At 69.1% G+C, this 23,766-nt stretch carries 21 protein-coding genes; 4 read left to right on the forward strand and 17 right to left on the reverse strand.

The features are described 5' to 3' along the window. Nucleotides 1-121: 121 nt before the first annotated feature. The 14 genes from rplI to FE263_RS01820 all read right to left on the reverse strand — a co-directional run bounded on the left by rplI (nt 122) and on the right by FE263_RS01820 (nt 15,875). On the reverse strand, nt 122-688 hold the full coding sequence (rplI, locus tag FE263_RS01755; protein WP_138324223.1) for a 50S ribosomal protein L9: 567 nt from the start codon (nt 686-688) through the stop codon (nt 122-124). 12 nt (nt 689-700) lie between these two features. Next, entirely contained in the window at nt 701-976 is a 276-nt protein-coding gene (gene rpsR, locus FE263_RS01760; RefSeq protein ID WP_138324224.1) for a 30S ribosomal protein S18, read from the reverse strand. Nucleotides 977-982: 6 nt separating this feature from the next. Beyond that, nucleotides 983-1,450: a 30S ribosomal protein S6 gene (rpsF, locus tag FE263_RS01765; protein ID WP_138324225.1), complete on the reverse strand. Its 468-nt coding sequence runs from the start codon at nt 1,448-1,450 to the stop codon at nt 983-985. A gap of 116 nt (nt 1,451-1,566) precedes the next feature. Then, nucleotides 1,567-4,188 carry a CPBP family intramembrane glutamic endopeptidase gene (locus tag FE263_RS01770; RefSeq protein ID WP_138324226.1) on the reverse strand — a complete coding sequence of 874 codons (2,622 nt, stop codon included), beginning with the start codon at nt 4,186-4,188 and terminating at the stop codon, nt 1,567-1,569. After that, a complete protein-coding gene (locus FE263_RS01775) occupies nt 4,185-4,976 on the reverse strand; it encodes an ABC transporter ATP-binding protein (RefSeq protein WP_138324227.1) in 792 nt (263 codons plus the stop codon). The genes FE263_RS01770 and FE263_RS01775 overlap by 4 nt, the downstream gene beginning before the upstream one ends. Nucleotides 4,977-4,999: 23 nt before the next feature. After that, nucleotides 5,000-5,833, reverse strand: coding sequence for a sugar phosphate isomerase/epimerase family protein (locus tag FE263_RS01780; RefSeq protein ID WP_138324228.1), 834 nt, complete (start codon nt 5,831-5,833; stop codon nt 5,000-5,002). Then, nucleotides 5,824-6,603 (reverse strand): NAD-dependent epimerase/dehydratase family protein, encoded by a 780-nt coding sequence (locus tag FE263_RS01785; protein WP_138324229.1) that lies wholly within the window; start codon nt 6,601-6,603, stop codon nt 5,824-5,826. Before FE263_RS01785 ends, FE263_RS01780 begins: the two co-directional genes overlap by 10 nt. Next, nucleotides 6,593-7,696 carry an FAD-dependent oxidoreductase gene (locus tag FE263_RS01790; protein ID WP_138324230.1) on the reverse strand — a complete coding sequence of 368 codons (1,104 nt, stop codon included), beginning with the start codon at nt 7,694-7,696 and terminating at the stop codon, nt 6,593-6,595. Before FE263_RS01790 ends, FE263_RS01785 begins: the two co-directional genes overlap by 11 nt. Nucleotides 7,697-7,731: 35 nt before the next feature. After that, entirely contained in the window at nt 7,732-9,687 is a 1,956-nt protein-coding gene (locus FE263_RS01795; RefSeq protein ID WP_138324231.1) for a hypothetical protein, read from the reverse strand. An 81-nt stretch (nt 9,688-9,768) separates the two neighbouring features. Then, nucleotides 9,769-10,587 carry an energy transducer TonB gene (locus FE263_RS01800; protein WP_171033886.1) on the reverse strand — a complete coding sequence of 273 codons (819 nt, stop codon included), beginning with the start codon at nt 10,585-10,587 and terminating at the stop codon, nt 9,769-9,771. 115 nt (nt 10,588-10,702) lie between these two features. Next, complete coding sequence (locus FE263_RS01805) at nt 10,703-11,314, reverse strand: GNAT family N-acetyltransferase (RefSeq protein ID WP_138324233.1); 612 nt, start codon at nt 11,312-11,314, stop codon at nt 10,703-10,705. An 84-nt stretch (nt 11,315-11,398) separates the two neighbouring features. Continuing rightward, the gene (gene rpoD / locus FE263_RS01810) at nt 11,399-13,339 is read right to left on the reverse strand and encodes an RNA polymerase sigma factor RpoD (protein WP_138324234.1); all 1,941 of its coding nucleotides are present in this window, start codon (nt 13,337-13,339) and stop codon (nt 11,399-11,401) included. A 108-nt stretch (nt 13,340-13,447) separates the two neighbouring features. Then, nucleotides 13,448-15,394, reverse strand: a complete 1,947-nt coding sequence (gene dnaG / locus FE263_RS01815; RefSeq protein WP_138324235.1) for a DNA primase — start codon at nt 15,392-15,394, stop codon at nt 13,448-13,450. Between the two features lie 25 nt (nt 15,395-15,419). After that, a complete protein-coding gene (locus FE263_RS01820) occupies nt 15,420-15,875 on the reverse strand; it encodes a GatB/YqeY domain-containing protein (protein ID WP_138324236.1) in 456 nt (151 codons plus the stop codon). 157 nt (nt 15,876-16,032) lie between these two features. Between FE263_RS01820 and carA the strand changes: the two genes are divergently transcribed. The 4 genes from carA to FE263_RS01840 all read left to right on the forward strand — a co-directional run bounded on the left by carA (nt 16,033) and on the right by FE263_RS01840 (nt 22,445). Further along, complete coding sequence (gene carA / locus FE263_RS01825) at nt 16,033-17,409, forward strand: glutamine-hydrolyzing carbamoyl-phosphate synthase small subunit (RefSeq protein ID WP_138324237.1); 1,377 nt, start codon at nt 16,033-16,035, stop codon at nt 17,407-17,409. Nucleotides 17,410-17,419: 10 nt separating this feature from the next. Beyond that, nucleotides 17,420-20,677: a carbamoyl-phosphate synthase large subunit gene (carB, locus tag FE263_RS01830; protein ID WP_138324238.1), complete on the forward strand. Its 3,258-nt coding sequence runs from the start codon at nt 17,420-17,422 to the stop codon at nt 20,675-20,677. 98 nt (nt 20,678-20,775) lie between these two features. Continuing rightward, nucleotides 20,776-21,249: a transcription elongation factor GreA gene (greA, locus tag FE263_RS01835; RefSeq protein ID WP_138324239.1), complete on the forward strand. Its 474-nt coding sequence runs from the start codon at nt 20,776-20,778 to the stop codon at nt 21,247-21,249. Next, nucleotides 21,249-22,445 (forward strand): threonine ammonia-lyase, encoded by a 1,197-nt coding sequence (locus FE263_RS01840; protein WP_138324240.1) that lies wholly within the window; start codon nt 21,249-21,251, stop codon nt 22,443-22,445. The genes greA and FE263_RS01840 overlap by 1 nt, the downstream gene beginning before the upstream one ends. A gap of 18 nt (nt 22,446-22,463) precedes the next feature. Here the strand turns inward: FE263_RS01840 and FE263_RS01845 are convergent, their stop codons facing one another. The 3 genes from FE263_RS01845 to upp all read right to left on the reverse strand — a co-directional run bounded on the left by FE263_RS01845 (nt 22,464) and on the right by upp (nt 23,759). After that, nucleotides 22,464-22,694, reverse strand: coding sequence for a dodecin (locus FE263_RS01845; RefSeq protein ID WP_138324241.1), 231 nt, complete (start codon nt 22,692-22,694; stop codon nt 22,464-22,466). Between the two features lie 73 nt (nt 22,695-22,767). Further along, the gene (locus FE263_RS01850) at nt 22,768-23,004 is read right to left on the reverse strand and encodes a hypothetical protein (RefSeq protein WP_138324242.1); all 237 of its coding nucleotides are present in this window, start codon (nt 23,002-23,004) and stop codon (nt 22,768-22,770) included. A 104-nt stretch (nt 23,005-23,108) separates the two neighbouring features. Further along, nucleotides 23,109-23,759: a uracil phosphoribosyltransferase gene (gene upp, locus FE263_RS01855; RefSeq protein ID WP_138324243.1), complete on the reverse strand. Its 651-nt coding sequence runs from the start codon at nt 23,757-23,759 to the stop codon at nt 23,109-23,111. Between the last annotated feature and the right edge of the window lie 7 nt (nt 23,760-23,766).

Here is a 23,766-nt window from a genome sequence, read left to right on the forward strand (position 1 = left end):
AGAATGAAAGCCCTACAACCCGTTGTCCTATAACGATCAGCTGATCGCATGCGTCTGCACACGAAAAAGGCCCCGGAGCAGCGCCCCGGGGCCTTGGTCGGCGGTGTCGGTTTAGCCCTGATCAGGCGGTCGGATCGAACCCGCCAGCCTCGGGGGACTCGATCTCCTCGACCTCGTCCTCGTCGTCCTGGTCACGGCCGACCCGCTCGCCACGAGCCTGTCGCTCGGCCTCCTCGGGGGAGCGGGCAACATTGACGTTGATGCGGATCACCACCTCGGGATGCAGCACCACCCGGACCTCGGACAGGCCGAGGGTCTTGATCGGGTTGTCGAGCTGCACCTGCTGGCGGTCGACCGACAGGCCACCCTCGGTGGTGGCGACCGCGATGTCGCGCGGCGTCACCGAGCCGTACAGGCTGCCGCTGTCACCGGCCTGGCGGATGATGACGACCGTCATGCCGCCCACCCGCTCGGCGAGCCTCTCGGCCTCCTCGCGGCGCTTGATGTTCTGTGCCTCGAGCTGCACCCGCTCGCGCTCGAAGCGCTCGCGGTTATGGGTGTTGGCGCGGATCGCCTTGCCCTCGGGCAGCAGATAGTTGCGGGCGAAGCCGGGCTTCACCTTCACGATCTCGCCCATCTGGCCCAGCTTCTCGACGCGCTGGAGCAGGATGACTTCGGTTGCGGCCATGGGCCTTCTCCCTCAGCTCAGGATGTACGGCAGCAGGGCCAGGAAGCGGGCGCGCTTGATCGCCTGCGCCAGCTCGCGCTGCTTCTTGGCCGAGACGGCGGTGATGCGGCTCGGCACGATCTTGCCACGCTCCGAGAGGAAGCGGGACAGCAGGCGCACGTCCTTGTAGTCGATCTTCGGCGCGTTCGGGCCGGAGAACGGGCAGGACTTGCGACGGCGGTAGAACGGCCGGCGGGCGCCGACGGCGGTGCGCCGCTGCGACGGGTTGACGTCTGTGGTATCCGACATCGGTGCTTACTCCCCTTCCGCCATCTCGGGGCGTCCACGCGGACCTTCGTCCCGTGCGCGGAATTCCTCGCGGTCGTCGTAGCCGCGCTTGCGGCCGCTATCGAAGCGCCCGGCCGGCTTGGGCCCGCGGAAGCCACGTTCGCGGTCGTCGCTCTTGCGGCTCAGGATCGCCGACGGCGCCTCCTCGATCTCCTCGATGCGGATGGTCATGAAGCGCAGCACGTCCTCGTTGAGGTTGAGCTGGCGCTCCATCTCGTTGATCGAGGCGGGCTTCGCATCGAGGCCGAGGAGCATGTAGTGCCCCTTGCGGTTCTTCTTGATGCGGTAGGCCAGGCTGCGCAGGCCCCAGTATTCGCGCTTCTGGATGCTGCCGCCGTCGCCTTCGAGCTGGGTGGCGACGATATCGGCGATACCCTCGACCTGCTGCTGCGTGACGTCGTTGCGTGCGATCAGCACGCACTCGTAAAATGGCATGGTTGCTCCCTTCGGATGTGTTCAACCCGAGCCGGGAGCGGACCTCCGCTTCCTGCCGTCCAATCGGACATGGGTATAGCCGGAGCGATGCCACGCTCCGGCAGGGAAGGCGGGGCTTAGAGCACAGGCGGCGATGCGGTGCAACCGGTGCGCCTGCGCTGCCGGCTCAGGCCAGCACCACCGCGTTGTAGAACCATGTGCAGCAGCACCGCCGGCGCAAGGCGCCCGGTACGCTTGAACAGCAGGGCGTTGACGGCGCCGAGCGTGGCGACCGGCAGCCAGGACAGCACCGGATGGTAGATGGCAAAGAAGACCGCACTGCCGGCGATCGCCCGCCATCCGCCCCACTCCCGGTCGAGCGCCCGGAACAGCAGGCCCCTGAACAGGTATTCCTCCGCGGGCGGAGCGATCAGCACGGCAAGGACGAGATAGGCGTCGTGCAGATGCGGCACGGAGGCGATGCGGTCGCGCTCGTGCTGCAGCAGGTCGTGCACCCAGGGGATCCGCTGCAGGCCGTCGAGATAGAGCCGTGCGAGCAGGCCCAGCGCCACCCCCAGCAGGGCCGCCACCGCCAGGGCCGCAATCCATGCGCGCAAGCTGGCGGTCCCAGGATTGGCGGGCGTGCGGTTGTCAGGCGTGGAGCCGCGGGTCCAGCACCAGACTGCGCGCGCCGGCACGTCGCGGCGGGCCAGGAACCGCGCCACGCCCAGGGCAACGCCTGTCGCAGCCAGTCCGTAGCCGAGGGTCCAGGCGATGGCGGCGAAGCCGGTGCCGGCGAGCGCCAGGGCGATGCCGCCCAGCACTGCGCCGATCTCGACCAGCAGCGTGATGGCGATCATGGCGTGCATCAGGGTCGGCGGCGTCGGCGGACGGGCCGACCAGGGATCATGGAGATAGGGCAGCCGCGCCCGGAAATTCTGCCACATCGCCGCCGCCGACAGCGTGGAGAACACGATGCCGGTGAACGCCACCTGCCATTGCTGCGTCTGCACGCCGGTGGCGAAGGTCAGGGTGCCAAGGTACACGGCATAGCGACGCCCGGCCGGAATGCGTTCCGCCTCGCCGGACGGGCCTTGCACGGAGGCCAGGGTAACCGCCTTGCGCGCCATGCTGCGGGCAAATGGCAACCAGCCGGCGGCGACCAGCAGGATCGCGCCGCGGTCGTCCGGGAAACGCCAGGCGGCGTAGGCGAGAACCGCCGCCACCATGATCGAGGACAGCACCGTCCATAGCCGCGCCTTGGTCTTCAGAAGGCTCTCCAGGCCGCGTGGCCAGGTCAGCGCGATCCAGAGCGCCGTCCCCTCGGAGGCAAGCGAGCGCGGGCCGAGCACGGCCAGGAAGTAGGTTCCGAACAGGATGGCGGCGCAGCAGCAGGTGTTCCAGCCATCACCCGCCCCGGCCGCCAGCCCCCTGAGGTTGAACATTTGCAGCCCGGCCATGCTGCCGGGGATCAGCACCGCCTGTACCAGCGCGCCACGGTCTCGCGCGAACCACAGCAGCTCCTTGCGTATGAGCGGATCGCGGCCGAACCGGATCGGACGTGCCAGCAGGCGGGACGAGACCAGCGCATGCGGCTCCGGCGGCGCCGACAGGCCCCTGCGGGCGCTCCAGGTCGCAAATCCGAGCGAGGCTACGATCAACAGGCCGGAAAGACCGTCGCATGCCAGTACGCCGGCGCCGAAGGAGAAGCCGCCGTCGCCGCGATAGCCCAGCATCAGGCCGAGGGCCGGCCATGGCAGAGCCGCCAGTCCGCGCAGCGGGCCGGCCAGCGCGGTCGCGATCGGCACGGTGGCACCCCAGCCCACGAAGACCACGGTGAACGCCAGGGTCCCGAGCCAGCCCAGCAGCCCGGCGACGCCACCGCGTGTCCGCATCCTCAGCCGCAGCACGACGCCGATTTCCAGCGCCTTGCCGAGGCAGGCGGCGGCGACGGTAAGCGGCACGCCCACTACCAGCCCGGCCAGCACCGCCAGCATCGGATCGTAGACCATGCCGTACAGCACCGCAGGCAGCAGGGGCGCCGCCCAGAACATCGGGTTGGCGGCGATCGGAGCCAGCATCTCGGCGGCGAACACGGAGCCGGGTGCGACCGGATGGCTCAGCAGCCATTCCCACATCGGGTGGCGGCGCTGCTGTGCATCCAGCTCCAGCCCCTCGCCCTGCAGCACCAGCGCCAGCAGCCAGACCAGCAGGACGATTGTCGCAAGCAGCGCCGGGTAGCCGGCATAGGCGCGCGAGGATGCCAGTCCGGGCATCGCCCTGCTGCGGGCGACGAGGCGCCCGTTGAAGGCCGCGTGTCGCAGCCGTCGCTCGATGGCGGCGGCATCGCCGTGTGTCTCCCCGGCGATGCTGCTGGCCTCGGACCGGTATGGCAGCGGAGGCGGGCCATCGACGCGGGACCAGCTGCTGGACTCGCCGAGCACCCTGAGATGGATATCGATCGCCTGGCGAAGAAAATCGTCGTCGACCACCATCCGGCCGTGCCGCTCGGCCTCGACACGCTGCCCGGCGAGCACGACGTCGCGCACCGCCAGGGCGGCGACGAGGTTGAACGCCATCATCAACGCCATGACGAACAGGATCGCGAAGCCGCCCAGGCCGCTCGATCGGCCGGATGTCGTCACCCGGGCAATCTGTCTCGCGCGTGCCCTGCGGCCCTGGCCACGCCGCCAAGCATTGGCCAGCAGCAGGCGCACGACGGCGACCGCGCCGGGCCCCGCTCGCGAGCCCGGTCTCATGCTTCCTGCGGCGGCCGCTGCGTCAGGCGCAGGAACATGTCCTCCAGGGTGGCATCGCCGTGCCCCGCCTGCAGCGCCTGCAGCGACCCGGCGGCCACCACCCGCCCCTCGTTGATGATCACCGCGTGCGAGCAAAGGCGGGCGACGTGGTCCATCAGGTGGGTCGAGAACAGGATGGTGGTGCCCGACGCGGCCTGCTCGCGGATCAACGCATAGAACAGGTGGGTGGATTCGACGTCCAGGCCGTTGGTCGGCTCGTCGAGCACCAGCAGCCGGGGCTGGTGCAGCAGCGCCAGCAAAAGCCCGAGCTTCTTCTTGGTGCCGCGTGAATACTCCTCGGCATAGGCATCGAGCTGGTCGGCCATGCGCAGGCGCGCCACCGTCGGTGCCAGCCGCGCCATGGTGGCGGCGACGTCGAGGCCATGCATGGCTGCGCTGAGCTGCAGCAGCTCGCGTCCTGACAGGTAGGCGTAGAACACCGGCTCGTCGGGCAGGAAGCCGAGCTGGCGCATCACGGAGACACGGTCCTCGAAGGCATCCAGCCCGGCAACCCGCACCCGGCCCGAGGTCACCTTCAGCACGCCCATCAGGAGACGGAACAGCGTGGTCTTGCCGGCGCCGTTCGGACCGAGCAGGCCGCAGACCTGCCCGGCGGGGACCGTGAACGAGATCCCGGCCAGCGCCTGCCTCGCACCGAAGCTCTTGGTGACGTCGGCGAGCTGCACGAGCGGGGTGTCGCCGCCGGCGGGAGCCAGGTCGTCCGGCGCTGCTGCAGGTAGGTCCGTCACGCGAAAAGCCTAGATCGGTTGCGTTACGACCGGCAAGCGCTCCGGCGGCCACCCACCGCCGCGGCGAAGGCAAGTGCGGTGGCGACGTCATCCTCGCAGGCGGCGCCGGCGGCCAGCATCTCGATGACCACCCATCCGGTGTAGCCCGCTTCGTCCAGCGCCCGCGCCACCGCCGCATGATCGAGTACCGGCGCCGCGAAACCGCCGAGCCGGGGCTCCGACATGTGGTAGTGCGCGAGCAACGGTCCGGCCGCCGCTATGGCTGCGACGGGATCGTCGCCGGCGAGCGCCACGCAGGCGGTGTCGAGATGCACCCTCAGGCCGGGATGGCCGACGCGGCTGACCATCCCGATCACCTCGCCGGCGCGCTCGAGAAAGTCGGCGCCGTAGACGGCGGGAACCGGTTCGAGGCCCAGCACCACACCGCCGGCGCCAGCCAGCTCCGCCAGTTGCCACAGCCGGTCGGATGCAAGATCGGTCGCGGCCGAGAGCGTCAGCGCGCCCCGGCTGCGATAGGCCGGCGCGCCGAACACCGCGACCGGCGCCCCGAGGCCCGTGGCGATACCAGCCAGGCGCCGCACCTGCTCCCGCATGGACGCGAATTCGGCGTCGCCCGCGAGCAACGCCATCCCCGTGCAGCCGTAGAAGATCGCCTGCAGCGAGCTGACCGACAGCCCCTCGCCCCGGCAGGCGTCGCGAAAGCCCTGCAGCCGCGACGGGGTGATCTCGTTCCAGGGCGCAAGGCGGGTTGGCGCGACCTCGACCCCCGACGCGCCGCCGCGTGCAAGCATCGCCAGCATCCGTGCGTCCGGGACGAGCGCGGGGTCCCAGGCGAGGTTGGAGACCGCTAGGCGCATGCCACGAAGCGCGCGAGCGCCGCCAGCACGGCGTCCGCGTCCATGAGCACACCACCGGCGCCTCCGAAGGCGTCGTCGTGCCTGGTGCGCATGTCGTAGATCGCGGGCGTTCCCGAAACTCCGGCGCCGATCACGGCGTCGGGGAACAGCCGGCCGCACAATGTCGCCATCGCGATCGGCGCGGTTGCCAGGTTGAGCCGGGACAGGCCGAGCCGGCGTGCGCGGGCGAGATCGTCGGCCAGCCGGTCCAGCGGGTACCACTGCAACCTCGATGCCGGGTCGATGCCGCCCAGCCGTTCCCCATGCATGAGATCATGGATGGCGTTCTTCTTCAGCCCGGGTCCGAACAGGCCCGGCAGCCGCACGACGAGATGGTCGGCGAAGCGGTCCACGACATGGCGTTCGAGCATGAGCCGGTTGCGGCCATACGGGTGCAGACGGTCCGGCGAAGGTTCGTCATCCTCGTCGACGCCGACGGGCGTGTCGTAGACATCGACCGTCGAGACAAGGGTGAAGTGGCTGGCCTCGATGGTGTCGAGATGGCGCATCAGCCCCTCGATCCGGACGCGATCCTCGCCTGGGTTCTGGTTCGCCCACCATTTCACCCCGGCGGCGCCGGCGCACACCACCGCGTCGAAGCGCCGGCCATCGATGTCGCCGATGCTGCTCGAATTGTAGGTCGCGTCGAAGTCGCGCCGGCGCAGCAGGTTCGAGCCGACGAAGCCGGTATGGCCGATCAGGGCGTCGCCGGTGCCATCGTCAGACCGCATGCGTGACCAGGCCGCGATCGAGGATGTCCTGTCGCAGCGGGCTCTGCAACGGCGCCACCGCGGGCGATTGCGACGCCTCCAGGAACGAGAGGATGCGTTCCATCGCAAAGAAGATGGTGTCTATCTTGCCGGACATGACATGGAACACGCGCCCGCGCCGGATCACCGAGCAGGACCGGTCGTCGAAACTGCCGACCGGCTTTGTCTTGATCGAGAGCTGCGGCCCGACGAACCGGAAACTCTCCTCGAAGTCCGGCAGGTAGCGTGCGATCTGCGCCTCCATCGCGCACCGCCGCGCGTCGACGGTCTCCGCCGTGACACTGTCGCGCAGATGCCGCGCGCGCGCCGGATCGGTGGCGTGCCCGAGCGGCGTGTGCGGCACCGAGGAGAGCGTGTAGATGCTCGGATCCTCGGTCGGATAGACCGAGCAGAGCGGGCCGTCGACCAGGGTCACCGCCGGAAACGGCCGGTCGGTCTCGTAGTACAGCAGCATGGTCGGCTCGTAGAAGAAGCCGGGCGGCAGCCCGTCCTGCTGGCCCCAGCTTGCATTCACCAGCAGGTCGAACGGCTGGCCCTCGACACGCACGCAGCCCGGCTCGTGCTCGATGCTGCCGACATGATGGCCGAGCACCAGGCTGCCTGCGAGCTGTGCGATGAAGTAGCGCCGCGCCTGCTCGATCAGCAGCACCCGTTCGCCGGTGCGGATCAGTCCCGCCACCCCCGCGATCGGCACGCTGCAGCCGCCGACCTCGCGATACTCGATTCCGGACGACGTCATGATCAGCCGGTAGGTCGCGAAATCGATCAGGCTCTCCAGGCTCGGCACCGCATAGATGTTCTCCGTCACCTCGCGGCTGAGATACGGGTAGCGCTCCATGAATCGCATGAAGCCGTCGCGCGACTGCACCCGCGTCTGGTGATGCCGCGGATAATGAAAGCCGAGATGCAGGCGGAACTGGTTGTTGCCGGACGCCTCGTGCAGCGGCCGCGCATGCTGCTCGAACACGGTAACGTCGAACCCGAGCAGCTTGAGCGACGTGCCGATATGACAGCCGTACCAGCCCGCGCCGATGATCGCGATACGCGAAACCATGGAACGCTTGCACCCGGCATTGCCTGGACGCGAAGCTAGCTGGTTACGCGGCCGGACGCATTGTTTGTCGTGTTCATCAAGGCTTCGACGAGAACCCCGAACTGCGCGAGTACCCTCGGGTGATCCACACGGAAGTTGGCGAAATGCGGATCGTTCTCTGCCGAGGACACCGCCACCAGCCGCGGCGCCCCGGCATCGTCCTCGACGGCGTCTGGATCGATGAACAGCAGCCTGCTCGGACGCTCGATGGTGCGCGGCGCGTCGTAGATGTGCAGGTCGTCGCGCCCGAGCAGGTTGGCCCGGCTGGTCAACACCAGCCCCGGCTTGTTGCAGGCCCAGCGATACTTGGCGAGGCTGGCGCCCCAGATCGACAGGAAGCCATCGCACAGCTGCGTCCAGGCAAGGCTGTGCTGCAGCGTCGCCCCCAGCGTGTCGACGATGGCGATATCGAGGCCGGCGGCGGCTTCGCGCAGCCCTGCCGCGATGCCGCGCTCGACCAGCAGCGGCGGCGTTGCGGCGAGCCACTCGCCATGGCTCTGGATGGTGCCGGCGGCGCTGTTCGCATCCCAGCTGTTGTGACCGTCGATCACCACCGTCGCCCCCGGCCAGCGCTGCGCGATCATGGCGATGGCCTCGGCCATGAAGTCGCCGAGATCCACCAGCGTGCGGTTCTCCACCCGCAGCCCGAGCACGATCACCGGTGCGCCCCGGCGGCGGCTTTCGGCGGCCATCGCGCGGGCAGCGGGATAGCCGGCATCGTTGCGGGCGAGGCGCTGCAGCCTCCGGCGCAGCTTCTCCGAGACACACTCGCCGGTCAGCCGTACCGCGCAGACGCCCTCGCGGTAGAGATAGGGCCGCACCTCGCGCCCGTGTGTGAAATCGCGCCGGACATGGTGGCGCAGTTCGGGAAACACCCGGTCGGTGGCGCCCCAGAGTTCGATCGCCCGGCACGGTCCGGGCACGATCCACTCCGGCAGCAACGGCCCGGGATGGCGGTCGAGCAGATGCTCGATCCCGGACAGCTCGTTCCAGAGCTGGTGGCCGAGATGCGTACCGGGCGTGCCGCGCAGCACGCTGGCGACGCGCTGTGCGCCGCGGGCGAGATACGGCACCAGATCCGCCGCCTCGTTCGCCGCATGGACCAGCAGAAGCTGCTGCACGCCGGGCGCGAAATAGGTCCCCAGCAGGTGTCTCGTCCAGGCATCCGGCACCACCAGCAGGTCGAGCGCCGGCAGATAGACCGCGATAGCCCGGAAACGATGGTCCGAGGCAACGACGTAGAAGGCGAGGCCGGCGGAGATGTCGGCATAGCGGTAGGCGATGCGAAAATCGTCCAGGTAGAGGCTGCCCTGGCAGCGCAACGGTCGTCCGTCGATCGGGCTGGGATACCGCAGCATGCCATCCGTGGTCGCAGCCAGGACGCGATCCTCGAACGGCACCGACAGCCCGGCCTCGAGATGGGCGCGCGAGAGCGGCTCCCCGGCGGGAGGTGCGGCTTCATCCGGCCACATCGTCTCCGCCATGTCGGCTACCGACACGATCCCGGGGGCGAGCAGCGCGTCCGCCGCCGCCAGGTCGACGAGCTGCCGCCGCAGCGCCTGGTTGATCGAGGCGAAGGCCTGCGCCTCGCGCGACAGCAGCGGGATCGCCAGCATCAGCACGTCGCGCGCGATCCGCCGCAGCACCGGCACGACCGCCTCGCTCAGCGCATCCACCTGATCGGCGTCGAGATCCTCGATGCAGTCGCCGAGCCTGCGCAAACGCGCGTCGAGCAGCCAGGCAACCCGCAAGCCGTCGAGATTACGGAACTCGAGGACCAGGAAAGGTGGCAGGCCCGCGTAGAGCAGGCTCGGTGTCCAGCCCTGGACGAACCGTTCGAACTGCAATCCCGCCCCGTCCAGCAGCGGATGCAAGCCGCCGTCGGAAGCACGCAGATACTGACGGCCATCCTGCTCGACGACCGGATCCGCCAGCAGGAGCGGAAATGCCATGCCCATCGCCGACACAAGCGGCGCGGCGCGGTGAAGAGTCAAACTTCGCCGGCCCTCGAAACAGCCTCGCCGGGCAGGGTGCTAGTGGTTGCGGTCTATGCTGAAGTGGTAGGCCTCGCGCATCTCGGAGGCGACCGGAACGCCACCCTGGATCGCCGGCTGGAAATGCCACGAGGCAACCGCATTGCGTGCCGCCCGGTCGAGATCGGCGTAGCCCGAGCTCTGCACGATGGTGACGCTGGACGCATGACCATCCGGCGCCACCTCGGTCACCAGATAGACGGTGCCTTCCTCGCCACGCAGGCCGGCGGCACGCGGATAGGCGGCCGGCTTGTTGATGTAGTGGTCGTCTGGCTTGGCCGGAATGGTGCGCTGGTCCACCAGTCCCCATCCGGGCTGGCCGTCGATGTCGAGATTGACCTGCGCCATCTGCGCGGGCGGGGCCGGCGGCGGCGTCACTTGGCTCGCGGTGCCGGCCTTGTCGGCACCCTGCTGCATATCGGGAGATGGCGCGGGTGGCGGCACCGCCGGCCCGTCGGGAGCATTCATCGCCTGCATGCCGCCGCCCGCCTTCGGCTGCTCCGGGGCCGCCTTCGGGGATGGCGGGGGCGCCTTCTGCGGCGGCGGCGTGCCGCCCACCGTGGGCGTGTCCTGCTTCACCATCACGATGTCGGCTTCGGGCGGCGGGGGTGGTGGCGGCGGCGGTGCCCCTCGCAGGGCACGCGGGATCAGCGCCGGCGCCTCCACGATCGCGCCGACCATCATGACGTGGAACAGCACCGCGATGGCGCCGGCGCCGGCCAGCATCTCGCGCCGGCGACGTCCCCCCCAGGCCGCCGACGGCACGAACAGGCGCACCCGCTGGCGTCCTGGCCCGACACCGGCGGCGGGCGCGGCCATCGAAGGCTCGATACGGGCGCTCCTGGCCTTGGGTGAGGACACCGCGGCCGGCCCGGTCAGGGGTCGGCCCGGCACAGGGACGACGCGCCCAGGACGACACGCAGGAGGAGCACCGCTACACGCGCAGGCGGGCGGGGATCGGCAATCCCAGCCGATCCGGGATGTCCCAGACCTCGTGCACCGTGCGAACCGGGACGAAGCCGGCCCGGACATACGTCCCGAGCGCACGCGGATGGTCAGCCGTGCAGGTATTGACGCGTATGGCGGCACCGGGACGCAGGCCGGTCCGGCGCCATGCCTCGGCGATCGCCGCATGCAGGAAGGCGGACCCGACGCCCTGCCCGACCAGATGCGGCATCAGGCCGAAATAGCCGATATTCACCTCGTTGCCCTGCCGTGCGTCGAGCTCGAAGAAGCCGCCGGGCTCACCCTGGTGATACAGCACGTGCAGCGAGATGCGCGGGTGCGACAGCAGCGCAGCCAGTTCGGCGTCCGGAGCCATCCGCCGCAGCCACCAGCAGTAGTCCTGGCCCACCGACGCATACAGGTAGCGATAGAAACCCACCGTCGGGGACGGGACGGTCACCACCTGGAAGCCGTCCGGGAGGGCGGGCGGCGGCTCGGTCGGGGGACGCATCATGCGCAGGAACGTCACGTCGACGCCGATGCGGGTGCTGGATGGCGGTGGCGATCTCAAGGATGGAGCGGCGTGGATCTGCTGGGCCATGACAGGCGGGTTCCCAAGGACGACGGCGGGCACGGCTAGGCCGGCTGGCAGGATCGTATGCCAGCCGGTTGAGCCGCCAGTTCCTCAATCGTCCAGGAACGACCGGAGTTTGCGGCTGCGGCTCGGATGCTTGAGCTTGCGCAACGCCTTGGCCTCGATCTGGCGGATGCGCTCGCGGGTCACGTTGAACTGCTGGCCCACCTCCTCGAGGGTGTGGTCGGTGTTCATCCCGATGCCGAAGCGCATGCGCAGCACCCGCTCCTCGCGCGGCGTGAGGGACGACAGCACCCGCGTGGTGGCCTCGCGCAGGTTGGTCTGGATCGCGGCATCGAGCGGAATGACCGCGGTCTTGTCCTCGATGAAGTCGCCGAGATGGCTGTCCTCCTCGTCGCCGATCGGGGTCTCGAGCGAGATCGGCTCCTTGGCGATCTTGAGCACCTTGCGCACCTTCTCGAGCGGCATGCCGAGCTTCTCGGCCAGCTCCTCGGGCGCCGGCTCGCGCCCGATCTCGTGCAGCATCTGCCGGCTGGTGCGGACCAGCTTGTTGATGGTCTCGATCATGTGCACCGGGATGCGGATGGTGCGCGCCTGGTCCGCGATGGAGCGGGTGATCGCCTGCCTGATCCACCACGTCGCGTAGGTGCTGAACTTGTAGCCGCGGCGATACTCGAACTTGTCGACCGCCTTCATCAGGCCGATGTTGCCCTCCTGGATCAGGTCCAGGAACTGCAACCCACGGTTGGTGTATTTCTTGGCGATCGAGATGACGAGCCGCAGGTTGGCCTCGATCATCTCCTTCTTGGCACGCGCGCTATCGCGCTCGCCACGCGAGACGGTGGCATACACGCGGCGGAACTCGATGATCGGCAGCCCGGCTTCCTGCGCCACCGCAGACACCTTGGAGCGGAGCTCGATGATCTCGACGCTGTGCCGCGCCACGAAGTTCTTCCAGGCCTTGCCGGGCAGTGTCGCCGCCATCTCCATCCAGTTCGGATCGAGCTCATGGTTGCGGTACTTCACCAGGAAGTCGTCGCGCGACACCTTGGTGCTCTCGGCAAAACGCAGCATGCGGCCCTCGAGGCCATTCAGTCGCTGGCTGATCTGCTTGAGCTGCAGCACCAGCTCCTCGATACGGTTGTTGTGCAGCCGGACCTGCTCGACCTTGCCGACCAGCTCCTCACGCAGCTTCTCGTAGCTCTTCTCGCTCTTCTCGTTGACTTCCTCGCCGGAAGTGATGCTGTCCAGACGCTTGGTCTGCATCTTGTGCAGCTTCTTGTAGAGCGCCTCGATCTCCTCGAACTGCGCCAGCACCTCCGGCTTGAGCTTCTCCTCGAGCGCCGATAGCGACAGGTTCGCGCCCTCGGCCTCGCCCTCGTCATCCATCTCGGGCGCCGCGTCGAACGCCTCCGGAACGGCGGGTTCGCCCGGCACACCGGCGGCGCCGGCCTCCTCGGCGACGTTGCCGGACTGCGTGGCCTCGAGATCGATGATGTCGCGAAGCAGCATCTGGCCGACCTTGAGGCGGTCGTGCCAGGAGATGATGGCGCGGAAGGTCAACGGGCTCTCGCACAGGCCGCCGATCATCTCGTCGCGGCCGGCCTCGATGCGCTTTGCGATGGCGATCTCGCCCTCGCGCGACAGCAGCTCGACCGAGCCCATCTCGCGCAGGTACATGCGGACCGGATCGTCGGTACGGCCGAGGCTCTCCTCGTCGACGTTGCCGGTCGGCTCCTCCTCGGCGTCCTCCTTCTTCTCCTCGCGCGGGGCGTCGGTCTCCTCGGTGTCCTCGTTCTCGACCACCTGGATGCCCATCTCGCTGAGCACCGCCATGACGTCCTCGATCTGCTCGGAGGACATCTGGTCGGGCGGCAAGACCGCGTTCAGCTCGTCGAAGGTGATGTAGCCGCGCTCGCGGCCACGTGCGATCAGCCGCTTGACGGCAGCCGACTGGGTGTCGAGCAGGGTGGCGTCGGCATCCTGATCTCCGGTGGTGGCTTCCGTGCTCGCGGCTGTCTTTGTCGCCATCGCCTAACCAACTCCACAGTCTGACGCACTGCCCCGGAGATCCGGGGGGCAGGCCGTTAACGCTTCAATGCCGTGGGATCGCGGTCAGCGGCGACCGATCCCCCTACTCTAGCTGTCTTCATCCGCCTGCTCGCCAACCCGCAAGGCCGAACAGGCTTCCGAGAGTGCGCGCAGGCGGCGATGGGACGGCTCGTCGTTGCGCTCGACCCACTGGCGCAACGCGGCCTGCATCTCCTGCTCCAGCCGCTCGAAGTTGAGCAGACCGAAATAGTGCCACCAACGTGCCTCGACCTCGGCCGGCATATCGCCTGCATCGACCTGCTCCGCGAGAGGCAAGGGTTGCCGGCCAAGAACCGCGTCGAGCTGTGTCGACAATCCGGCTAGCGTCAGGTGGTCGATCAGAGCTTGCGAGTCAAGAGCCGGTGCGCCCACCCCGGGGCCCGGCGCGTCGTCATCGCCGCCGATGGTGCTGGCCCAGGCGATCACGTGTTCCCGCACCTGACGCAACCCGTCCGGCAGTTCCAGCCCGCAATACGCCTCCTCGACGTCGTGCAGCAACTCCGGATGGCGCAGCAGGATGGCGGTCAGGATGCGGCTGCGTTCGGCGCGCACCCCCGAACCGTCGACCGGCCGGCGGATCGCCACCATGCCCGCGGCACCCGCGCCCGGACCGGGGCGGCCGCCGGACATCCTGCCCAGGCCGGCCGGCGACGCCCCGCCCTGTCCCGAACCGCGGCCGCCGGCGCTGCCGTTCTGGTCCGTCCGGCGTCGGCGGAAGGTCTCGAAGAACCGGTCCAGCAGCGTGCGCCGGTACTCGGCGGCCAGCGTCTTGTTGCCGATCCGGCCGGCGGCATCGACCAGCCGCGCGTGCAGGGCGGCGCGCTGCTCCGGGCCGGGATCGTGCACGCCCTCGGAGAGCAGCTCGAACAGCACGTCGCCGATCGGACGCGCGGCTGCGAGCACGGCGCGCATCGTGCCCGCGCCCTGCGCCCGCATCAGGCTATCCGGATCCTCGCCGTCGGGCAGGCGGCAGAAGCGCAGGGTGCGTTCCATGTCGAGCAGCGGCAGCGCGGTCTCGGCGGCCTTGATGGCGGCGCGACGGCCCGCCGCATCGCCGTCGAAGCACAGCACCGGCTGCGGCGAGGCACGCCACAGCGCCTCGAGCTGCTCGATGGTCAGCGCCGTTCCGAGCGGCGCCACGGCGCCCCGGATGCCGGCCTGGTGCAGCGCGATCACGTCCATGTAGCCCTCGACCACCACCAGCGGCTCCGGCGCCGCGGCCTTGCCGGACGGGGACACCGCCCGCAGCGCCTCCTGGGCGCGGTCGAGGGCGAACAGGGTGCGTCGCTTCGAGAACAGCGCGGTTTCCGGGCCGTTCAGGTATTTCGGCTGGCCGTCGCCGAGGATGCGGCCGCCGAAGCTCACCAGGCTGCCGCGCCGGTCGCGGATCGGGAAGGTGATGCGGTTGAAGAACAGCTCGCCTTTCGGACGCCCGGCCTCGTCGAGGCGCATCAGCCCTGCCTCCGCCATCAGGGAGGCTTCGATGCCCTGCTCGTGCAGCTGCGCGGCCAGGTTGCCGCGCCCATCCCCCGACCAGCCCAGGCCGAATGCCGCAATGGTCGCCTCGCCCAGGCCGCGTTTCCGCAGGTAGGCAAGGCCCTCCCGCCCCTCGGGGGTGGACAGCCGACGCACGAAGCTGCGCTGCGCCGCCTCCAGCGCCTCTGCCAGCGTCCTGGCACGGGCCGCGGCACCGCGCGCGGCCTCGGTCTGCCGCGGCACCTCGAGACCCGCCTCGGCGGCCAGAGCGTTCACGGTTTCCAGGAAGGACTGCCCGCCGCTCTGCATGGCGAACGAGATCACGTCGCCATGGGCGCCGCAGCCGAAGCAGTGGAAATGGTCGTCATAGACATAGAAGGACGGCGTCTTCTCGCCGTGGAAGGGGCAGCACGCCTTCCAGTTGCGCCCCGACCGGGTCAGCCGGGCACGCCGTCCGATCACCGCCGCGATCGGGGTGCGCGCCCTGAGCTCGTCCAGGAAGGCGGGATCGAACGCCATCGCTACGCCGGGCCGCGCGGCGGGATCAGGACAGCCTTGCCTTCACCAGCGCGTTGGCGCGCGCCATGTCGAGGCCGGCGCCGTGCGCTGCCTTCAGCACCGCCATGACGCGGCCCATGTCCCGCATCCCCGTGGCGCCGGTCCCGGCCACTGCCGCATCCACCGCGGCTTCGAGGGCGGCGCTGTCCATCGGCGCCGGCAGGTAGGCCTCCAGGATGACGATCTCCGCATCCTCCTTGGCGGCCAGCTCGCCGCGGCCACCCTGCAGGTAGAGCGACGCCGCCTCGGAGCGCTGCTTGACCATGTTGCGGAGCGCCGAGACGATCTCGTCGTCGCCGATGCCCTCGACACCCTTCGGCCGCGCCGCGATGTCGAGATCCTTCACCCGGGCCAGCACCATGCGCAGCGTCGAGAGCTTGGCGGCATCGCCCGCCTTCATCGCCAGCTTCATGTCGTCGGTGAAGCGTGCTCGCAGCGTCATGGATGGAACCTCCGGACAATCAGGGAAGTTTTCTCCCAGCTAAGTCAGGCCCCCGCAAGGTTGAGAAAATAATTCCCAGCCATGCTGCCGGGTCGCTTCAATCGAAGCGGCGACCTTGGTAGGACATAGCCTCCGTCACCAGCGCCGGGGAAGCATCATGGCGATCAGCGTCGAGACCATCATCGAGAAGCTGGGCGGACCGCAGGGTGCTGCGAGCCTGACCGGCGTCGGTCTCGAGGCGATACGCAAGTGGCGGCAGGCGCGTGCCATTCCGCCGAAGCACTGGAGCGCGGTCAGCAAGGCGACCGGACTCGGGCTGGCCGACCTGCAGCTGCAGGCGGAGGACGCACCGTCCGGGTTGAACGCCGCTCCGGATGGCGCCACCGCCGTCCTGGTGCTCGCCGACGGCAGCGTGCTGTGGGGACGCGGCTTCGGCGCGCAGACCGGTCCGGGGGGTTCCGGGATCGGCGAGATCTGCTTCTCGACCGGCATGACCGGCTACCAGGAGACCCTGACCGATCCGTCGTTCGCCGGCCAGATCATCACCTTCACCTTCCCGCATGTCGGCAATGTCGGCACCACCGCCGAGGACGAGGAGGCGATCAACGTCGCCGCCCGGGGGCTGGTGGTGAAGCAGGACCTGACCGAGCCGTCGAACTGGCGGGCGAGCCAGACCCTGGACGCCTGGCTCCGGCAGCGCGGCATTCCCGGCATCAGCGGCGTCGACACGCGGGCGCTCACGCTGCGCATCAGAGAGCATGGTCCGCAGACCGGCGTGCTGTCCTATCCGCAGGACGGGCAGTTCGACATCGCCGGCCTGCTCGGGCAGGCACGCGCCTGGCCGGGACTGGAGGGCATGGACCTCGCCCGCGAGGTGTCCTGCACGCAGAGCTACGAGTGGACCCAGGGCGTCTGGAACTGGGGTGGCGGCGACGTCGCCGCCGCGACCGGGCCGCGCCGCGTCGTGGCGGTCGACTACGGCGCCAAGCGCAACATATTGCGTTGCCTGGTGACCGCGGGTTGCCAGGTCACCGTGGTGCCGGCGACCGCCACCGCCGCGGAGATCCTGGCGCATCGGCCGGACGGCGTGTTCCTGTCCAATGGCCCGGGCGACCCCGCGGCCACGGCGGAGTATGCGGTGCCGGCGATCAAGGGGGTGCTCGATGCCGGCACCCCGGTGTTCGGCATCTGCCTGGGACACCAGTTGCTGGCGCTGGCCCTCGGCGCCTCGACCTTCAAGCTGGAGCAGGGCCATCGCGGCGCCAACCAGCCGGTGCGCGACCTGGCCACCGGACGCGTCGAGATCACCAGCCAGAACCATGGCTTCGCGGTCGACGACAAGAGCCTGCCAGCCGACGTGCGGGTGACGCATCTGAGCCTGTTCGACGGCAGCAACGAGGGCATCGCCAGCGACCGGCTGCCGGCCTTCTCGGTGCAGTACCATCCGGAGGCGAGCCCTGGCCCATCCGACAGCTTCTACCTGTTCGAGCGCTTCGTGGCGCTGATGGACACCCACCGCCGCGACCCGGTCTGAGGAGATTTCCATGCCGAAGCGCACAGACATCAGCTCCATCCTGATCATCGGCGCCGGTCCGATCGTGATCGGTCAGGCCTGCGAGTTCGATTATTCCGGCGCCCAGGCCTGCAAGGCGCTGCGCGAGGAGGGCTACCGGGTGATCCTGGTGAACTCCAACCCGGCCACCATCATGACCGATCCGGGGCTGGCGGATGCGACCTACGTGGAGCCGATCACGCCGGAGTTCGTCGAGCGCATCATCCTGCGCGAGAAGCCCGACGCGATCCTGCCGACGATGGGCGGCCAGACCGCGCTGAACACCGCGATGGCGCTGGATGCCAGCGGGTTTCTGAAGGCTCACGATGTCGAGCTGATCGGCGCCAAGGCCGAGGTCATCGACCGCGCCGAGGACCGGCTGAAGTTCCGTGACGCGATGACGGCAATCGGCATCGAGAGCCCGCGCAGCATGATCGCGCATTCGCTTGCCGAGGCGCGCGCGGCGTTGGCGGAAGTTGGCCTGCCGGCGGTGATCCGGCCCTCCTTCACCCTCGGCGGCACCGGCGGCGGCATCGCCTACAACCGCGAGGAATTCGAGCACATCGTCGGCACCGGCCTGGAGGCGTCGCCGACCACCGAGGTGCTGATCGAGGAGAGCGTGCTCGGCTGGAAGGAGTACGAGATGGAGGTCGTGCGCGACAGCGCCGACAACTGCATCATCGTGTGCTCCATCGAGAACATCGACGCCATGGGCGTGCATACCGGCGACAGCGTGACGGTGGCCCCCGCGCTGACGCTGACCGACAAGGAGTTCCAGCGCATGCGGGACGCCTCGATCGCCTGCCTGCGCGCGATCGGCGTCGATACCGGCGGCTCCAACGTGCAGTTCGGCATCAATCCCGCCGACGGCCGCATGGTGGTGATCGAGATGAACCCGCGCGTGTCGCGCTCCTCCGCCTTGGCATCGAAGGCGACCGGGTTCCCGATCGCCAAGATCGCCGCCAAGCTTGCGGTCGGCTACACGCTGGACGAGCTCGCCAACGACATCACCGGCACCACGCCCGCCGCGTTCGAGCCGACCATCGACTACGTGGTGGTGAAGATCCCGCGCTTCACCTTCGAGAAGTTCCCGGGCAGCCCTGCCTTGCTCTCCACCAGCATGAAGTCGGTCGGCGAGGCGATGTCGATCGGGCGCTCGTTCGCGGAAGCCCTGCAGAAGGGCCTGCGCTCGATGGAGACCGGCTACACCGGTCTTGATCCGGTCGAGCCGCCGGGCGATGGCGGACCGGACGCATTCCGCGCGGCACTCTCCTCGCCGCGGCCGGACCGGCTGCTGATGGCCGGCCAGGCGCTGCGGGCCGGGCTTTCCGTGGAGGACATCCACGACGCCTGCCGCTTCGATCCGTGGTTCCTGCGCGAGCTCGCCCGCATCGTGGACGCCGAGCGCGCCGTGACGGCGGCGGGCGGCCTGCCGCAGGACGCCACCGGGATGCGCCGGCTGAAGGCGCTCGGCTTCTCCGACCAGCGGCTCGCGGTGCTGGCGGGCACAACGCCCGAGGCGGTGCACGAGCTTCGCCAGCGGCTCGGCGTGCACGCGGTGTACAAGCGCATCGACACCTGCGCGGGCGAGTTCGCCTCAACCACGCCTTACATGTACTCGACCTACGAGGGCGGGTACGGCACGCCCGAGTGCGAAGCGGATCCTTCCTCCCGCCAGAAGATCATCATCCTCGGCGGCGGCCCGAACCGCATCGGCCAGGGCATCGAGTTCGACTATTGCTGCGTGCACGCCGCCTACGCGCTGCGCGAGGCGGGCTTCGAGACCATCATGGTCAACTGCAACCCGGAGACCGTCAGCACCGACTACGACACCTCCGACCGACTGTATTTCGAGCCGCTCACCGCCGAGGACGTGATCGCGCTGATCCGTCGCGAACAGGAAGCGGGCACCGTACTCGGCTGCATCGTGCAGTATGGCGGCCAGACCCCGCTCAAGCTGTCGCAGGCGCTGGAGCGCGCAGGCATCCCGATCCTGGGCACGCCGGCGGACGCCATCGATCGCGCCGAGGATCGCGAGCGGTTCCAGGCGATGCTGCACTCACTGGGTCTGCGCCAGCCGGAGAACGGCATCGCGCGCTCGCCCGCCGAAGCCGAGGCGGTGGCGGACCGCATCGGCTACCCGGTGGTGATCCGGCCCTCCTACGTGCTCGGCGGGCGGGCGATGGAGATCGTGCACGACCGCAGCGGCCTTGCCCGCTACATGCGCGTCGCGCTGCAGCTTGCCGGCACCGACATCGCCAGCGGCCCGGTGCTGATCGACCGCTACCTCAACGACGCCATCGAAACCGACGTCGACTGCATCTGCGACGGGCACCAGGTCTATGTCGCCGGCGTCATGGAGCATATCGAGGAGGCCGGCATCCACTCGGGCGACAGCGCCTGCTCGCTGCCGCCGTACACGCTGTCGCCGGCCACCGTCGGCGAGCTACGCGCGCAGACCGAGGCGATGGCGCGCGAGCTCGGCATCGTCGGACTGATGAACGTGCAGTTCGCCATCAAGGGCGACGACATCTACGTGCTCGAGGTCAACCCGCGCGCCTCGCGCACCGTGCCGTTCGTTGCCAAGGCGACCGGTGTTCCGGTCGCCAAGATCGGTGCGCGGGTGATGGCCGGCGCGAAACTCTCGGAGTTCCGGCTCGACGACCGCGCCATCAGCCCGCATGTCGCAGTCAAGGAGGCGGTGTTCCCGTTCGCCCGCTTCCCCGACGTCGACACCATCCTCGGCCCGGAGATGCGCTCCACCGGCGAGGTGATGGGGTTGGACGCCAGTTTCGAGCGGGCGTTCGCCAAGTCCCAGCTCGGCGCCGGGGTGAAGCTGCCGCAATCCGGCGCGGTGTTCCTCTCGGTGCGCGAGGGCGACAAGCAGACCGCCCTGCCGCTCGCGCGCCGGCTGTCCGAGATGGGCTTCTCGATCCTGGCCACCCGCGGTACCGCGAACCGGCTGCGGGCGGCGGGGATCAAGGTGGAAGTGGTCAACAAGGTGCTGGAGGGGCGTCCGCATTGCGTGGACGCGATCCGCAACGGCGCGGTGCAGATGGTGATCAACACTGCCTCCGGAGCGCAGTCGGTGGCCGACAGCTACGACATAAGGCGCTCCGCGCTGACCCACGGCGTGCCGCACTACACCACCACCGCCGGCGCCCGGGCGGCCGTATACGCCATCGCCGCGCTGCGGGCCGGTCCGCTTGATGTCGCGCCGCTTCAGTCCTACTTTCGCGGATCGTTCTAGGCAGCACCGCCGGGATCGGACCCCTGCTTCCTGGAGGCGTGGGATCCGGTGCCGGCGGGCGAAGCTGTCGGTGGTCAGCTTTCCTTTGGGGATCGGCTTTGCAGAAATTTCCGATGACGGGCCGCGGCCTGCAGCGGCTTGAAGATGAGTTGCGGCGCCTGAAGGGGGAGGAACGCCCGGCGATCATCCGCGCCATCGCCGAGGCGCGCAGCCATGGCGATCTGTCCGAGAACGCCGAATACCACGCGGCGCGGGAGCGGCAGTCGTTCGTCGAGGGCCGGATCCAGGAGCTCGAGGAGATCGTGTCGTCGGTCGAGGTGATCGAGCCGCACACGCTGTCCGGCGACCACGTGAAGTTCGGCGCCCATGTCAGCCTGGTCGACGAGGAGACCGAAAAGGAGGCGACCTACCAGATCGTCGGCGTCTACGAGGCCGACATCAAGTCGGGCCTGCTGTCGGTGTCGTCGCCGCTGGCGAAGTCGCTGATCGGCAAGAAGAAGGGCGACAGCATCTCGGTCCCGGCTCCCGGCGGCGACCGCAGCTACGAGATCCTGAGCATCAGCTACGGTTGATGATCGAGTTCGACGACGTCGTCGCGGCCGCCGGGCGGATCGGCGGCAACATCCTTCGCACGCCGACCATCGTGTCGGAGGCGCTGTCGCGGGCGACCGGCGCGCACGTCACCCTCAAGCTCGACAACCTGCAGGCGATCGGCTCCTTCAAGGAGCGTGGGGCAGCCAACAAGCTCGCCCTGCTGACGGATGACGAACGCCGTCGCGGGGTGATCGCGGTCTCCGCCGGCAACCACGCCCAGGGCGTCGCCCGCCATGCCAGCCTGCTCGGCATCGACGCGGTGATCGTGATGCCGCGCTTCACGCCGGCAGCCAAGGTCACCCGCACCGCCCAGTGGGGCGCCCGCGTGGTGCTGCACGGCAACGACTTCACCGAGGCGATGGCGCATGCGGACGCGCTGTGCGCGACCGAAGGACGGGTGTTCGTCCACCCCTACGACGACCCCGCGGTGATGGCTGGCCAGGGAACGCTGGGTCTCGAATTGCTCGAGGATGCCGGGCCGCTCGACTGCCTGGTCATACCGGTCGGCGGCGGCGGGCTGATCGCCGGCTGCGCCACGGTGGCCGCCGCGATGCGCCCGGGCCTCGAGGTGGTCGGCGTGCAGGTCGAGAGCCATGCCTCTCTGAGCCTGCATCCGGCCGACGAGATCGCCGCGACGGGTGGTTCGACTATCGCCGAGGGCATCGCGGTCATGCGGGTCGGACGGCATCCGCTGGAGGTGATCCGGGCACGCGTCGACGGCATGCTGGTGGTGCCCGAGCGTGCCGTGGAGGATGCCATCACGCTGCTGGCGGAAACCGCCAAGCTGGTCGCGGAAGGGGCTGGTGCGGCGGCGGTCGCGGCCTTGCTGACCGAGCCGGAGCGCTTCCGGGGCCGGCGCGTCGCGATCCCGATCTGCGGCGGCAACATCGACAGCCGCATCCTGGCCAACACCCTGCTGCGTTCGCTGCTGCGCGACGGCCGGCTGCTTAGGCTGCTGATGGAAATCCCGGACCGGCCCGGGGTGCTCGCCGACATCGCCACCCGGATCGGCGAGATCGGCGGCAACATCATCGAGGTCTCGCATCAGCGGCTGTTCGCCGCCCCGAGCGTGCAGGCGGCAGAGCTCGAGGTGATGGTCGAGGCCCGCGATCCCGCGCATGCCGAGCAGATCGCCGCCGCCCTGCGCACCACCTATACCGTGCGCAGGGTCTGAGACGTCAGGCCACTCGTATCAGGGCTGCAGGTGGACGTTCTCGTCCTCGACCGAGAAGCCGACCTTGAGGGTCACCTGGTAGTGGCTGAGCTTGTTGTTCTCGATATGGCCGCGGGTCTCGATCACCTCGAACCAGCGCATGTGGCGCACCGTGTTGGACGCCTTGCTGATCGCGGCCTGGATCGCCGCCTCGATGCTGGTTTCGGAAGAGCCGACCAGTTCGGTCACTCGGTAGACATGGTCCGCCATGACATTCGCCTCACGTTGCTGTCGGCGCACAACGGAGCCGGCGCGGGCCGGTTGCGACCGGATCAGGCACTCGTCAGTTCAGGATCCTGCCGCAGGGCGGCTCGCGGCCAAGGTCGGCAATCGACTTCGCCCGTGCCAGCCTGAGCCGCAGCCATTTCAGGTCCGGCTCCACGCCGAGCGCCGCAGCCTGCCGCTTCGTCGCGGTGATCGCCGCCAGCCAGAAATAGATCGCACCGGTGACGTCGCCCTCGGCTTCGCTCCGGTACGCCTTTTCCCGCCAGTAGGCAGGGTCGTCGAGAGGTTCTGCCATTCCGCGACATAGGCGGCCGGCGCGTTGTGGAACAATACTGCTCGGTTCACGAACACAAACCGAACGAAGGTTTAACGCGGAAACCTTGCAATGCTGCTTGGTTGTTACTTCGTTCCAAACAATCTGTCACCCGCATCGCCTAATCCGGGCCGGATGTAGCCGTTGGAGTCCAGCTCGCGGTCGATCGCCGCGGTGATCAGCTTGACGTCCGGGTGCCTCGCATGGAAGCGCTCGACACCCTCGGGCGCCGCGAGCAGGCAGACGAAACTGATCTGCCGGGCGCCGGCGGCCTTGAGCCGGTCGACGGCGGCGATCGCGCTATGGCCGGTCGCCAGCATCGGGTCGACGACGATGCACAGCCGCTCACCCATGTCGTCCGGCAGCTTGAGGTAGTACTGCACCGGCTCCAGCGTGACGTGGTCGCGGTAGAGCCCGACATGACCCACCCGCGCCGCCGGAACCAGGTCGAGCATGCCGTCGAGGATGCCGTTGCCGGCGCGCAGGATCGAGACGAAGCAGAGCTTCTTGCCGGACAGCAGCCGGCCGGTGGTGCGCTCCAGCGGCGTCTCGATCTCGACCTCCTCGAGCGGCAGGTCCCGCGTCGCCTCGTAGGCCATCAGCAGGCTGATCTCGCGCGCCAGCCGCCGGAACCCGGCGGTGGAGGTGGTGGACTGGCGCAGGCGGGTGAGCTTGTGCTGGACCAGGGGATGATCCAGCACCACGAGCCTTCCCGGGAGCTTCTCTGATGGCGTCATGCCGGCA

Origin of the sequence: Lichenicoccus roseus (assembly GCF_005844085.1) — a bacterium.
Classification (GTDB): domain Bacteria; phylum Pseudomonadota; class Alphaproteobacteria; order Acetobacterales; family Acetobacteraceae; genus Lichenicoccus; species Lichenicoccus roseus.

Coding starts and splice junctions, on each gene's coding strand:
- rplI (WP_138324223.1), bottom strand. CDS start 688: ATGGCCGCAACCGAAGTCATCCTGCTCCAGCGCGTCGAGAAGCTGGGC.
- FE263_RS01785 (WP_138324229.1), bottom strand. CDS start 6,603: ATGCGGTCTGACGATGGCACCGGCGACGCCCTGATCGGCCATACCGGC.
- FE263_RS01805 (WP_138324233.1), bottom strand. CDS start 11,314: ATGGCCCAGCAGATCCACGCCGCTCCATCCTTGAGATCGCCACCGCCA.
- FE263_RS01770 (WP_138324226.1), bottom strand. CDS start 4,188: ATGAGACCGGGCTCGCGAGCGGGGCCCGGCGCGGTCGCCGTCGTGCGC.
- rpsF (WP_138324225.1), bottom strand. CDS start 1,450: ATGCCATTTTACGAGTGCGTGCTGATCGCACGCAACGACGTCACGCAG.
- FE263_RS01780 (WP_138324228.1), bottom strand. CDS start 5,833: ATGCGCCTAGCGGTCTCCAACCTCGCCTGGGACCCCGCGCTCGTCCCG.
- carB (WP_138324238.1), top strand. CDS start 17,420: ATGCCGAAGCGCACAGACATCAGCTCCATCCTGATCATCGGCGCCGGT.
- rpsR (WP_138324224.1), bottom strand. CDS start 976: ATGTCGGATACCACAGACGTCAACCCGTCGCAGCGGCGCACCGCCGTC.
- FE263_RS01795 (WP_138324231.1), bottom strand. CDS start 9,687: ATGGCATTTCCGCTCCTGCTGGCGGATCCGGTCGTCGAGCAGGATGGC.
- FE263_RS01790 (WP_138324230.1), bottom strand. CDS start 7,696: ATGGTTTCGCGTATCGCGATCATCGGCGCGGGCTGGTACGGCTGTCAT.
- upp (WP_138324243.1), bottom strand. CDS start 23,759: ATGACGCCATCAGAGAAGCTCCCGGGAAGGCTCGTGGTGCTGGATCAT.
- FE263_RS01850 (WP_138324242.1), bottom strand. CDS start 23,004: ATGGCAGAACCTCTCGACGACCCTGCCTACTGGCGGGAAAAGGCGTAC.
- FE263_RS01820 (WP_138324236.1), bottom strand. CDS start 15,875: ATGACGCTGCGAGCACGCTTCACCGACGACATGAAGCTGGCGATGAAG.
- dnaG (WP_138324235.1), bottom strand. CDS start 15,394: ATGGCGTTCGATCCCGCCTTCCTGGACGAGCTCAGGGCGCGCACCCCG.
- carA (WP_138324237.1), top strand. CDS start 16,033: ATGGCGATCAGCGTCGAGACCATCATCGAGAAGCTGGGCGGACCGCAG.
- FE263_RS01840 (WP_138324240.1), top strand. CDS start 21,249: ATGATCGAGTTCGACGACGTCGTCGCGGCCGCCGGGCGGATCGGCGGC.
- rpoD (WP_138324234.1), bottom strand. CDS start 13,339: ATGGCGACAAAGACAGCCGCGAGCACGGAAGCCACCACCGGAGATCAG.
- FE263_RS01800 (WP_171033886.1), bottom strand. CDS start 10,587: ATGGCCGCGCCCGCCGCCGGTGTCGGGCCAGGACGCCAGCGGGTGCGC.
- FE263_RS01845 (WP_138324241.1), bottom strand. CDS start 22,694: ATGGCGGACCATGTCTACCGAGTGACCGAACTGGTCGGCTCTTCCGAA.